The 13140-nt window shown below is 37.5% G+C and carries 10 protein-coding genes and 1 pseudogene; 8 read left to right on the top strand and 3 right to left on the bottom strand.

Annotated elements, in window-relative coordinates:
* Window positions 1–43: 43 nt before the first annotated feature.
* The 5 genes from JM64_RS06280 to JM64_RS06260 all read left to right on the top strand — a co-directional run bounded on the left by JM64_RS06280 (window position 44) and on the right by JM64_RS06260 (window position 5771).
* Window positions 44–994 (top strand): D-alanine--D-alanine ligase, encoded by a 951-nt coding sequence (locus JM64_RS06280; protein WP_064011926.1) that lies wholly within the window; start codon window positions 44–46, stop codon window positions 992–994.
* Between the two features lie 190 nt (window positions 995–1184).
* Window positions 1185–1958 carry a M48 family metallopeptidase gene (locus tag JM64_RS06275; protein WP_197473434.1) on the top strand — a complete coding sequence of 258 codons (774 nt, stop codon included), beginning with the start codon at window positions 1185–1187 and terminating at the stop codon, window positions 1956–1958.
* A gap of 16 nt (window positions 1959–1974) precedes the next feature.
* On the top strand, window positions 1975–2535 hold the full coding sequence (locus JM64_RS06270) for a metal-dependent hydrolase (RefSeq protein WP_064011924.1): 561 nt from the start codon (window positions 1975–1977) through the stop codon (window positions 2533–2535).
* 18 nt (window positions 2536–2553) lie between these two features.
* Window positions 2554–3063 carry a hypothetical protein gene (locus tag JM64_RS06265; protein WP_064011923.1) on the top strand — a complete coding sequence of 170 codons (510 nt, stop codon included), beginning with the start codon at window positions 2554–2556 and terminating at the stop codon, window positions 3061–3063.
* Between the two features lie 230 nt (window positions 3064–3293).
* On the top strand, window positions 3294–5771 hold the full coding sequence (locus tag JM64_RS06260) for a glycogen/starch/alpha-glucan phosphorylase (RefSeq protein ID WP_156487912.1): 2478 nt from the start codon (window positions 3294–3296) through the stop codon (window positions 5769–5771).
* Between the two features lie 87 nt (window positions 5772–5858).
* Here the strand turns inward: JM64_RS06260 and JM64_RS06255 are convergent, their stop codons facing one another.
* Window positions 5859–6497 carry a peroxiredoxin gene (locus tag JM64_RS06255; RefSeq protein WP_064011922.1) on the bottom strand — a complete coding sequence of 213 codons (639 nt, stop codon included), beginning with the start codon at window positions 6495–6497 and terminating at the stop codon, window positions 5859–5861.
* 203 nt (window positions 6498–6700) lie between these two features.
* Window positions 6701–8332 carry a phosphoenolpyruvate carboxykinase (ATP) gene (locus tag JM64_RS06250; protein ID WP_014452286.1) on the bottom strand — a complete coding sequence of 544 codons (1632 nt, stop codon included), beginning with the start codon at window positions 8330–8332 and terminating at the stop codon, window positions 6701–6703.
* 307 nt (window positions 8333–8639) lie between these two features.
* On the opposite strand from JM64_RS06250, the gene JM64_RS06245 reads away from it, so the two are divergent.
* Window positions 8640–9119, top strand: coding sequence for a MarR family winged helix-turn-helix transcriptional regulator (locus JM64_RS06245; RefSeq protein WP_064011921.1), 480 nt, complete (start codon window positions 8640–8642; stop codon window positions 9117–9119).
* Here the strand turns inward: JM64_RS06245 and JM64_RS10250 are convergent.
* Window positions 9116–9846: pseudogene (locus JM64_RS10250) on the bottom strand (DDE-type integrase/transposase/recombinase). The gene JM64_RS06245 and the pseudogene JM64_RS10250 overlap by 4 nt on opposite strands.
* Before the next feature lie 124 nt (window positions 9847–9970).
* Between JM64_RS10250 and JM64_RS06235 the strand changes: the two are divergent.
* Window positions 9971–10972: an NAD-dependent epimerase/dehydratase family protein gene (locus tag JM64_RS06235; protein WP_014452284.1), complete on the top strand. Its 1002-nt coding sequence runs from the start codon at window positions 9971–9973 to the stop codon at window positions 10970–10972.
* A 21-nt stretch (window positions 10973–10993) separates the two neighbouring features.
* The gene (gene infB / locus JM64_RS06230; protein WP_064011919.1) at window positions 10994–13048 is read left to right on the top strand and encodes a translation initiation factor IF-2; all 2055 of its coding nucleotides are present in this window, start codon (window positions 10994–10996) and stop codon (window positions 13046–13048) included.
* Window positions 13049–13140: the final 92 nt, after the last annotated feature.

The raw sequence follows: 13140 nt of genomic DNA, 5'->3' as shown, positions 1-13140 counted from the left end.
AACGATGCCTAGATATTCTAAGATATCTGGAGGTTGATGAGAATTGAAAATAGCTGTTCTGCTTGGTGGAATATCAAGAGAGAGGGAAATCTCAATAAGAAGTGGAAAAAGAATAGCTCAAGCACTCAAAAACTTTGGATACACAGTAGATGAAATAGACTTTACTTTATCTTTTATGGATAACTTAAATCAACTTAGAAAGTACGATGTCATTTTCAATATATTGCATGGCACTTTCGGAGAGGATGGGCACTTGCAAGCAATTCTCGATTCAATCGGGGTACCTTACACAGGTTCGGGTATGGAGACAAGTGTTATCGCATTTGACAAATACATCTGCAATCTCTATGTCCAGGATATCGCTTCCGTCCCAAGATTTATCCTATTGCCAAAAAATGAGTTCATTCAAAATGGTATTCAAAGGGTGAAAGAAATAGTAGGGGTGCCTTGTGTAATAAAACCAAGAAAAGAAGGTTCAAGTATAGGAACACATATCTGCTTTTCGGAAAAAGAGCTCGTAGAAGCTTTAACTTTGGAATTCAATAATTATGGTGAGATGATTGTTCAAGAATACATAAATGGTACGGAAATAACTGTATCGATAATCGATATCGAAGGGAAACCCACGGTTCTGCCCATTCTAGAACTTCGTCCAAAAAAGCTTTTCTACGATTATGAAGCCAAATACACAGATGGAATGACGGAATTTATAATTCCAGCCCAAATCGGAGAGGAAATGACAAAAAAGGTTGAAGATATCGCTCTGAGCATATACAAAAAACTCGGCTGTAAACACTTCGCACGAGTTGATGGAATTGTAAGTAATGGAACTTTCTACTTCCTTGAGGTGAACACTTTACCCGGAATGACCGAACTGAGCGATTTACCTATGTCTGCCAAAGCCTACGGTCTCACTTTTGAAGAATTAGTGAATACGATAGCTATTGAGGCGTATAAAAATCCACCTTTTGAACAATGGTTGACCAAAAAATAGTGGAAAGGATGAAAAAATGACCAAATTATCCGACATAAAAAAAACAAAACTAGACCGAAAACTATCAAATAAAATTTCTATGTATATCGTTATCGTGATATTCATCACATTGTGCATTTTACTTGGGCTTATTCTAGACACTCTGCTGAAAACCATGGTGGTTTTTACTATCATTTTTGGATTATTTTCCTTGTTTCAGGTTTTGTTTGGTTTATCCGTTGTTGATAAGATAATTATCAGGCTGATGCGTCTCAAAAGCAATGACAAAACGATAGAACCAGAAGTAAAATCAACAAAAGATTTGCTTAATGAGTTAAAAACTTCTTTGAATATACAATCAGACGTAGAATTAATGCTTATAGACTCTCCTTCTGTTAATACACTCTCTGTTGGGCGTGGAGAGCATACACATACAATCTGCATCACAAGCGGCGCATTGAAAAAATTGCAACCCGAGGAGTTGAAAGCTATATTTCTTCATGAACTCTATCATATAATTCACAAAGATACGGATTACCTGACCACAGTAAGTGGAACATTTGGCAGTCCAATGCTAATTTACGAGCTGTCACGTGAAAAGATAGCAAAACTCCGAAAAATTTGGAATGAAGGTAAAATAAACAGGCAAAAGGTTGCAAACGGTATAGCGCTTTACGCTACAATAGCGGCTTTTTCAAGTATATTTATTCCCTTGAGTTTTCTTTCAAACATCTTTGTAAGTGTAAGGAAAGAATTCGATGCTGACTTTTTTGCAGCAGAAATTCTTGGGAAAGAGGTTATGATTAAACTACTTTCCAAGGCAATGGAAAATTGCCATAAGTTCGATACGAAATTTTCATTTATAAGATACCACTTCTTCGTCGATCCAAATTGTGCAGATGCGCAAGGTAAAATGAACTTCATATCGGGAACTTACCCTTCTATTGAAGAACGAATAAAACATTTAGAAAACAAACTAATTTAAAGAGAGGGTTCAAATTATGCCAAACCTTACAGCTCATCTGAGAATAGGTATGATTTCATATCCTGCTTTTCTACTGATATATGGTCTGGTCTCAAAATTTCTCAACAAAAGCTTTTCCCCAACACCTATAGAAATTGCTATCAGCTATGCTGTATTTATTCTTGGAAGTGACTTGCCCGATTTGGATAGTTCTAATGCCCCTCTGAGAAACTTTACAAAAGCTATTTCACTTGCGTTTAGCATATACGTCTTCACAGCGTTTATACACCAAAAGTTGCTTACCATCCAACAGCTGAGTGTAATTACAAAAGAAGGTATATTAGCACTCTCAGTCGCTATATCAATGGTGATAGGTATCAGCCTCATCAATCTATTTCTGTCACTTCCCATATTTTCCCATAGAGGATTTGCACATTCAGTAACATTCGCCGCAATTTACGGTCTTTTGGTTTACTTATTTACATCTCCAAAGAGCAGTTTGGCTGTATTTTTCGGAATCAGTGCATTTTCTGGTGTTATGGTCCACATGATAGCTGATTATATCAAAAATCCTATCAAAATATTCAAATTGTATTAAACCAAAGGAGGAGAAAGAATGAAGTTCTTAGATGGTGTAAACGTTACATACGTACACAAAGACGAGAAAAACAATCTCACTAAAATAGTGAATCAAATCTCAAAATTACAGACAAAAATCGAACTGAAACCTGTCAACAGTAAGTATTACGGTAATTTCCGTATCGAGTTCTACGCTCCCATTGAAGCAACTCCCTCAATAAAGTTAACAGGATTCCTTGCCTCAGATAACCCTATCGAATGGCTTATGGAAAAAGACGACCAATCTGCAATTGTAATTGATAAAGTCTTCCATGTAGTGGATACGGAAATAATCGAAATTGACGAAACGAAACCAATTGTTGCTGTCGTTATGGACCAATATAAAATATACGCTATTGTGAACAGCAAACTCACAAAAGATTACACACTTAACCAACTCGTCGAAGCGGCATTGAAAAGGTTATTCGAAGTTTACTTTGATAGTGAATTCATTTCCGAAGATTATGAACTCGAAATCCATCCTGAATTAACAGATTACTTCATGTAATTGCATTTCAAAAATCTGAGGTTTTATAAGATTAAAGAAGCTTATTGATGTAAAGTGAAATATCATCAAGTATTCGGTTATTTATGGTCTTAATTTGACTTTTTCAAGTTTTTGGTGTAAACTTTATCCTGGTCTTTCGCTTTTTTTAGAACCTGAATTGGAACCGGTTCAAAAAAGCTTTAGAGAAAGCGGGGAAAATAAAGAACGTTACTGAAGAGGGGTGCAAAACTGTGCCAAGAACAGCGAAGTCTAAACATATAAATGGCAAGTTCTTAGAAATTCCCAAACAGTTTGAATACCATCTCAACCATACACTTGCAGAACACAAAGAACATTCCACACTTCTTCAAAAATTCTTAGCCATATCCTATTCTATTAGGGATTTAGTAGCGGAAAAGTGGTTGAATACTGAAGAAGTAATACTAAACAGAAAAGACCTGCGAATTGTAAATTACCTTTCGATGGAGTTCCTCATTGGAAGGCTTTTGTACAACAACATACTCAACTTACAAGTTGAAGATGAGGTAAAAGAATTGCTTGCTTCATATGGTCTTTCGCTTGACGAAATTGCCATGCTCGAAGAAGACGCAGCTCTTGGTAACGGAGGACTTGGTAGACTTGCAGCGTGTTTTCTCGATTCGTTAGCAACACTTGGTTATCTTTCTTTTGGTTACACAATAAGGTATCAGTACGGATTATTCAAACAAGAAATCGAAAACGGATTCCAAAAAGAATTACCAGATGACTGGCAAAAGAACGGTTATCCTTGGGAATTTCCTAAACCAGAAGAAGCGGTGACCGTAAAATTCTTCGGAAGAAGCGAAAGCTACATAGATGAGAAAGGACATCTGAAATTCAGATGGGTCGACACATACGATGTTTTAGTTGTTCCTTACGATATATATATAACAGGCTACAACAGTGATATCGTTTCTGTACTCAGGCTGTGGCAACCAAGAGCTATAAATGAATTTAATTTCGCAGAATTTGAAAAGGGTAACTACGAAAAAGCCTTGTATGAGAAAAATCTTGCTGAAACGTTATCAAAAGTATTGTACCCAAATGATGCATTCTTCCAAGGTAGGGAGCTAAGATTAAAACAAGAATATTTCTTTGTAAGCGCAGCCATACAAGACATCATTAGAAGACATAAACGAAGGTTTGGTAACGATTTGAGCAACCTTTCACAGTCAGAGGTTATCCAACTCAACGACACGCACCCGACATTAGCTATTCCAGAATTGATGCGTATACTCCTTGATGAAGAAGGATACAGCTGGGAAGAAGCTTGGGAAATAGTCAAGAACACAATAGCATACACAAACCACACCGTAATGCCCGAAGCTCTGGAAAAATGGGAAGCTCCGTTACTCCAAAATATGTTGCCAAGGCATTATCAGATTATTGAGGAAATCAACGCAAGGTTTTTGAAAGATGTCAGTGAAAAATTCAATGGAGATTTGCAGAAAATAATTAATATGTCTGTTTTCGAAGAGGGGAACATAAAGAAAGTCAGAATGGCTAACCTTTGCTCAATTGCCTCATTCTCCATAAATGGTGTTTCAGAACTGCATACAGAAATACTTAAAAGAACTGTGCTAAAAGATTTCTACGAGATGTATCCGGAAAAATTCAACAACAAGACAAATGGTGTAACACAGAGAAGATGGTTGCTTGAATGTAATCCACCCCTAGCAAAACTCATAACCGAATCAATAGGCGATAAATGGATTGTGGACTTGTATGAACTTAGAAAGCTTGAAGCTTTTCTTGATGATTCTGAGTTCTTAGAAAAACTTGACCAAGCAAAGATGTGGAATAAAGAAAGACTTGCAAAATACGTGCAAGACAAACTCAGTGTTACATTGGACCCAGCCTCGCTTTTTGATATTCAAGTAAAAAGAATTCACGAATACAAAAGACAACTTTTGAACATACTGCATATAATACATCTTTACAACGAAATCAAAGAAGGGAAACACTTGAAAGTTCCGAGAACGTTTATCTTTGCAGGTAAAGCTGCACCAGGATACAGGATGGCGAAGTTGATAATCAAACTTATCAACAGCGTTGCAGACGTTGTGAACAATGACCCTGTTGTTAGCAAACAGTTAAAAGTGGTATTCATACCAAATTACAATGTTTCTGCCGCACAAATAATAATCCCAGCTGCTAATGTGAGCGAGCAGATATCAACAGCTGGCTTTGAAGCATCAGGAACCGGAAATATGAAATTCATGTTAAACGGCGCACTGACCGTAGGAACTCTTGATGGTGCTAATGTGGAGATGCTTGAAGAAGTTGGGGCGGAAAACATATTTATCTTTGGTCTGAAAGCGGAAGAGATAGAAGAAGCAAGAAGAAAAGGTATCTACAACCCGTTCGGTATATATCTGGAAAACGAAAAAATACGAAGAGTTCTTGATATGATTAGAAACGGTTACTTCAACAAAGACAATCCAGAACTTTTTGTAGATATATATGAAAACCTGCTTTACGGTAAGTTTGCACCTATGCCAGACCAATACTTTGTATTAGCAGACTTCGAAGCATACGAACAAACACACAAAAAGGTCGAAGAACTATTTTTAAACAAGGCAGAATGGAACAAAAAATCGCTACTCAACATAGCAAGAAGTGGGAAATTTTCAAGTGATAGGACTATCGAAGAATATGTAAGAGATATTTGGAAAACCAAAAAAGTGTAAAAGTGTAAAGTGTTAGACAAAAAACGAGAGTAAAGAAGAAGAAGCGGGGAGGTTACATCCCCGCTTCTTTTTTTTGTATTGAGTTGATTACTTAAGTTTCTTGTGGCAGAACCACCAATCGTAACAGTCGTATTCTTGAGGTCTTTTCGCGGCTGTTTGACAATCAGTTGCAGGTGGGATAATAACCTCATCACCTATCAATTCGTTATTTGGCCAATTTGCTGGAAGTGCAACACCATGTTCATCGTTCACCTGCAATCCCTTAACCATTCTCAAAATCTCGTCCATGTTTCTTCCAAGCTCCTGTGGGTAGTAAAGCATAGCCCTCAGAATACCCTTCGGGTCGATTATGAAGACAGCTCTAACCGTGTTCGTGCCCTTCCCAGGATGAATCATACCGAAGAGTTCAGAAATCTGACCTCTGTCATCTGCAATTATCGGGAACTGAATTTCAATACCGAGTTTCTCCTTTATCCACTGCACCCACTTAATGTGTGAGAAAACCTGGTCAATGCTCAATCCTATAAGCTCCGTCTTGAGTTTCTTGAACTCTTCATACCTTTTCTGGAAGGCTACAAATTCCGTTGTACAAACTGGTGTAAAGTCTGCTGGATGGCTGAAAAGCACAACCCACTTACCCTCGTAGTCTTTCGGGAAGTTTATTACACCATGCGTAGTTTTTGCCGTAAATTCTGGAACCTTATCACCTATAAGTGGAAAACCCATAAAAACACCTCCTTCGCAAACTTTTTGATAATACTTTTTCACTTCTTCACTTTCTCAATATCCGGAAAGTTTTCTTCTTCAAAATCATTTATATCAATTCCTATTTTATACTAAGTCTAAAAATTATCAATTTCAATAATGTTACTCTTCGGTAAATAAAAGATTACCATACTTATCCTTCGTTACTTGATACAATTGATACTTTATAGATAAGCAATCAAGCTTTGGATAGAAAGCTTGCACTCCTCTGGGAGCTTGTCGTAACCTTGGTTTTCGACATCTTTGTTCTTCAAAAATTCCAATCTTTTTTCGAACGAAATTTTTAGTAATTCTCTGTATTCGTAATCGGAAGTTCTTACTTCAAAGCCGGGTATCTCTAATATTTTCAAGCCACCGAACCAGTCAACGAAGTTAGCTTTTCGCTCGACTATGAGTTCTAAAATTTCTAGAGTCAGCTCCTTTGGAACCTTTTTATTCAAATAAAATCCCGTGTTGATTATATAGCATTCTACACCTTTTTCAAAAAGTACCTTGAACTTTTCATAGTCTTCAGATAGTGGATAAGTCCTAAACGGGTTGGCATAGGGTTCAAAGACAAGTGCTTCAGGGTCAACACCCGGAAGTAGTTTCTCAGCGGATGTTCGTTTGGTTGCAAGAGTTGCTCCCATCGTTGAAGCAAGAACGGGATCTTCTATCCTTACAATTGGTGGGAGCACAGGGTCTTTCATTATCCAGAAAATGGCGTTAACAGGTTCTTCTATCTTGTCAACCCTGTTGGGTGACCAAAGCTTTGATTTTATCGCTCTTCCGTTGCCATTTCTGATGTCTTCCATAACTGGTACAATTCTTCCTTGCTCGTCAACTGTTGCACCACAATTTTGGATTGTCAGTAAATATTTGTTATCGTCACTTGTTAACGGATAATCAGAAGTTTTATCGAAGTACGAAGGTTCCAATGCTATTGATGAAAGGTCTTCAAGATTTATCACCAATGCATCATCGTGAACAATTGTGATTTTGTATTTTCCATTGTGTTTGGCGTGCGTTAGTGTGGATTTCCCTGAACCTGACAACCCGAAGAATGCTGCAACGTATTTTTTCCCATCGAACTCATATTTTTTCAAGCCCCCATGGCAAGCAACGTAACCTTGTCTATTCCCAACAGACCACCCAAGTGTAAGCGTACCCTTCTTAAACTCACCAAAATACCTTAGTCCTAAAAGCGCGGCGCAGTTGTTTTTTGGGTCAAAGAGAGCAAGTCCACCGGGAAAATCAGGGTGGGACCAATCAGGGTCTGTGAAGATATAAATATCCGGCTCATTTAAAAATTTAGACCTTTCATACATAGCAGCATACTCTGGCGTTAGGTCTTGGAAATTCAAAAGCCAGTTATACACCGTATTCTCAAAACCTTCGGGTATAAGTATGTGGTTTTTAACCATAAAGTCTTCGTGTAATCCTGTGTAACTAATAGCATGATACATCTTTCTGTAACGCGTTCCATAAACTGCTTCTCTGAGTACTTCTGCAAGTGCATCCTCGTTAACCCCTGGCATCCCTATAATCTTCCTCGCACCAGCAAACCTACCTACGGTTGCACCATCGTTGAACAAAAGAATACGAGTTCCTTCATCTAAGTTCAACAATTCTGGTTTGTAGACAGGCAAATCGGTGACTATGGTCCCTGGCGATTTTATAGCTTTCTTGTATGCCTCTCGTCGCGATGTTAAAAGCTCTACGTTGTTACCGTAAAACGCAGCTTCAATGGTTGACCTAATCTTAGAAAAATTTGTCTTGTTTACCTCCGACCACTGCCACCTTCCCTTGGTCGACATCAAAAAGCCCTCCCCTCTGAAATACTTAAGGTCGCAAAGTTAGGTTTCTATGAAGCATATCAATTTTAGTACTCTTTTTGTGAAACTATAAACATTGCATACTCAAAGATTCGAAAGATAAAACGAGCATACCAAAACTTTTGCAATCTAAACAAAGCTATCACATATTTTCGTTCTAAGAATAGACTAACCAACGATAGTAACGCATGCATTTGTCAAAAATAGTTAAAAAATTAAACGATTTAAAAAATAAACGGTCTAAATATATGGGCAATAGATTACAAGGTAACTAAGGAGGTGAGGGATAGTGGAGTTTAAACATTTTGAAGATAACTCTCTTAATCCAGAAAGCATCTTAAGAAATATCGTTGAAATCGTAACTGGAATGGTAAGTCTCATACCCGAGATACCTGAGCTAGAAGGTATGAGCACAACGGAGCTTTATGTCTTTTTATTCTCCGCAACGTCTGATAAAGTCTCCAATGGAACACTATCAAAGCAACTGAATATTTCAAAAGCCGCAGTTAGCATTGCCACAAAATCACTCATCAAAAAAGGGGTGATAAAAACTATTCAATCTGAAGAAGACAGAAGGCATTTTTACATTGTCCTATCTGATGAAGGAAAAAGTCTTTACAAAAAGTTATTGAAAGCGTTTGAAGATATTTTTAACAAGATTCTATCCTTACTTTCGAAAGAAGAACTTTCCAACCTCCAACTCGGCTTTGATGTTATGGTAAGACTCTCAAGAATGCTTAATGAATACAAAATGATTGGATGCTGTTAACTAGTAATGATGATGGAAGCTAAAGCTGTAATCATCTCATTTTCGTTCTCATATAACTTGCATAGGTTCCTTACTACACAAAAACCATTTACATAGTACCGTATGTTGCTAAATTTCTTGAAGCTCCTTTTCGCTCTAACAAACATCTTAAATAACGAAAATTTCGATTCACATTCGTTGTTTTTACCTAGTCTTACTTCTCTGTGCTCAACATTATCAAAATTTAGTTTTACTGCTATCTCGTACGCTTTTAGTCCATCGGTTATTAACTCTATTTAGACTTCATCACCATGAACTTTAAATACATTCTCAAACTCAAAAAGCGAAATAATAGAAGATAACTTGATAATCCATTTGTAAATAGCGACATGAGAGACATTGATATTCAAGCAAGCTTTAATGGCACGAAGAGAAAGGTTGTATTTGAAGTACAAGATGAAAGCTTTGAGAATGATATAGATAGGGAAACGGAAGAATTTGAAAGGATGAAAGTTGAAAGGCACAGGCTGAGGAAGAGAAAGTGGATTTTGTAAATTTCCATGACATGGTTACAATGAACACAACGAGGGTAAGGGAAAGAAAAAAGTTTGTGTTTTTTGGTGAAAGTAAGTTTAAAGTAACGCTTGCAGTCTTTGCAAAAGAAGATTTGGTTTTTGAACTTATCATGACCGTTTTTGATGAAGTTAGAAGAGCCGCAATGAGGGCATTTGGGTTGGATATTAACCATATCGGGATACCTCCTTATTGAGAGTATATTGGGGGGTGTCCCCTATTTAAGAAGATAATATGATTTTTGAAATTTATCAATACCTTTGGTTAACAAAATCAATGATTGATAGAGGTGATAAAATATGGTCTTAATCACAGGTGCAACCGGTCATTTAGGAAACGTGTTGGTAAAGAAATTTCTCCAAAAAGGTGAAAAGGTTAGGGTTTTGATTCAGCCAGGTGACACTCTATTTCCACTCCAACTTGTTCCAGTGGAGGTTTTCTATTCAGACGTGCGCTCAGATTTTTCACACGCACTTGAAAATGTTGATGCAATATTCCATCTCGCTTCAGTTATAGCGATAACCCCAGCCAAAAAGAAACTGGTCTATTCGGTAAACGTTGGAGGAACGAAAAATGTTATAAACCTTGCGAAGAAAAAGAAAATACCGTTGATTTACGTAAGCAGTGTTCACGCGTTTGTTGAAGTTGAAAAAGGTAGTTTAATAACCGAAGAAACACCAGTGGATGAAACCCGTGTTGTTGGGGACTATGCAAAATCAAAGGCTATAGCCACCAAAGAAGTTGAAAAGGCATTTTCTGAAGGTCTTGATGGTTTTATCATCTTTCCAACAGGTATATTTGGACCATACGATTACAAATTATCATATTTCTCAAGAGTACTGTTGAAATATAAAACTGGAAAATTGCGTTATACGGTAAATGGTAAATTTGACTTCGTCGATGTGCGAGACGTCGCCGATGCTATTGTTAAACTATACAGCCTGCTTATATCAAATAGCTACAGCAAAATTTCAAAGCAACGTTTCATAGTCTCTGGTAACGACATTGATTTTGCAAAGCTCCCGCAACTATGTGGTCTTAATTCGTTCAAGATACTAGATGACACTTCTGGAGATATACTCAGCGCAATTTCATTGATTGCTAATTTGCTCTTTTCAATACCAACTGAATTTGTTCCTTATGCACTACACACATTGCGTTTGAATTACACATTTTCAAAGGCGAAAATCTCATCTATAATACCATACACCCCCAGAAAAGTTGAAGATTCAATACACGATTTTTTCAATTGGTTAAACGAATTGAACAATCCAAAGAATGTGTGTTATAATATAGTTTGAGTTAAACGGGAGGTGGATTTTTTGGCAAGACTAAGGGTATACGAACTTGCAAAACAACTCGACATGGATACAAAAGAATTGCTCCACGAACTAGAGGAGCTTGGTATTGAAGTAAAGAGCCACATGAGTTTTATCGATGAAGAGACTGTGAATATCCTCCTTGAAATCTACAAGGAAACCCTCGACGAGGAGGAAGATGTAACATTAACTAAATCAAGGGAACCAACAAAGGAAAAAGTAGAGGCGAAAAAGCCTCCCGTTCATATTACAGAAGAAGACCTAAAATTGGACAAATTTGCGGAAAAGATAAAAGTTCCGCAAAATAGAATTATCCAAGATTTCTTCATGAAAGGTGAGGTTCTCAGACCTGGCCAACCAATCTCTGTATCGCTTGCAAAGAAAATTGCAAAGATGTATGATGTTCGCCTCACATTTGAAGAGGAGCAAGGAAAAGAAGAAGTCAAACTGGAAAACCCACTCGATGAATTGAAGAGGCAATTTGAGATACTTTACCAAGATAAAGAAAAGTTAGTTCCAAGGCCCCCTGTTGTAACTGTGATGGGTCACGTTGACCATGGTAAGACCACACTTTTGGACTATATAAGGAAGACAAGAATAGCAGAAAAAGAAGAGGGTGGAATTACACAAAGTATTGGTGCTTACCAAGTTGTGGTCAATGGTAAGAAGATTACATTCATCGACACTCCCGGACACGAAGTCTTTACAGAAATGCGAGCCAGAGGAGCTCAAGCAACGGATATCGTTGTTCTCGTAGTCGCTGCAGATGACGGTGTTATGCCCCAAACGATAGAAGCTTACAACCATGCAAAATCTGCAAATGTGCCGATTATTGTAGCTATCAATAAGATAGATAAACCAAACGCAAATGTTGAACTCACAAAACAAGATTTGGTAACAAAATTGAACCTCATACCAGAAGAATGGGGTGGAGACACAATCGTTGTCCCCATATCTGCACGAAACGGAACGAATGTTGATACGTTGCTTGAAATGATTCTCCTGGTTGCTGAAATGCAAGATATAAGATGCATACCTGATAAACCTGTAAGGGCTGTAACAATTGAAACACGCCTTGATAAGGGATACGGACCTGTGGCAAATGCGATAGTCAAAGATGGTATACTCAAAGTGGGAGACTACGTTGTAGCTGGAAAGGTTTACGGAAAAGTAAAAGCGCTCATAGATGACAAAGGAAAACGCATAAACCAAGCTGAACCATCGACTCCTGTTATGATAGTTGGTTTCGAAGAACTCCCAGACCCGCACAGTATCATTTACGTTGTTGAATCAAAAGAAAAAGCTGAAGAAATTGTAGAAAAGGTAAGAGAAATCGAAGCACGCGAGTTGAGAAAGAAGAGACAAATAAAACTCGAAGAGATTTTGAAAAAGATGCAAGAAGGCGAAAAGAAGGAACTGAAACTTATTTTGAAAGCAGATACGGTTGGCTCCCTCCAGGCTTTGCAAAATGCTATAGCAAAGCTTAGAACAAACGAAATTGATATAGACATCGTCCACGCTGCAGTAGGTGCAATAAACACAAGTGATGTCATGCTTGCATCAGCTTCGGAAGCCATCATACTTGGTTTTAGAGTAAAAGCCGATTCACAATCTTCGAAATTAGCAGAATCAGAAGGCGTTCAAATAAAAACATACACTATCATCTACAAACTTCTCGAAGACTTAAAAGCAGCTCTTGAAGGTATGCTTGAGCCTGAAGAAGTTGAAGAAAAGACCGGAACAGGTGAGATTAAAAAGGTCTTTAAAATACACAAATATGGAAACGTTGCAGGAGTTCAAGTTTACGATGGATATGTGGACAAGAGCGGATTTGTTAGGATATACAGAAATGGCTCGTTGGTCTTCGAAGGTAAAATAGAAAGCTTAAAACATTACCAACAAGATGTTAACAAAATTAGTGCTCCACAGGAATGTGGTATAAAGTTCCAGAATTTTGATGATATAAAAGAAGGGGACGAGCTGGAATTCTACATAATCAAGAAAGTTCCAAGGAAGTTGACAGCTATTGTCGAAGAACCTAAGGAAGAAAATAACTAAAGCGTTAAACTGATTCAAAAAAGCCACCTTCGCGGTGGCTTTTTATTGTTTATTGAGTTTTAAACTTACTAATATCTTCATCAACCTTTCTA

Source organism: Fervidobacterium pennivorans, assembly GCF_001644665.1.
GTDB classification, from domain to species: domain Bacteria; phylum Thermotogota; class Thermotogae; order Thermotogales; family Fervidobacteriaceae; genus Fervidobacterium; species Fervidobacterium ngatamarikiense.
The sequence above is the reverse complement of the archived record's forward strand: the minus strand, read 5'-3'. Positions and strand labels throughout refer to the sequence as shown.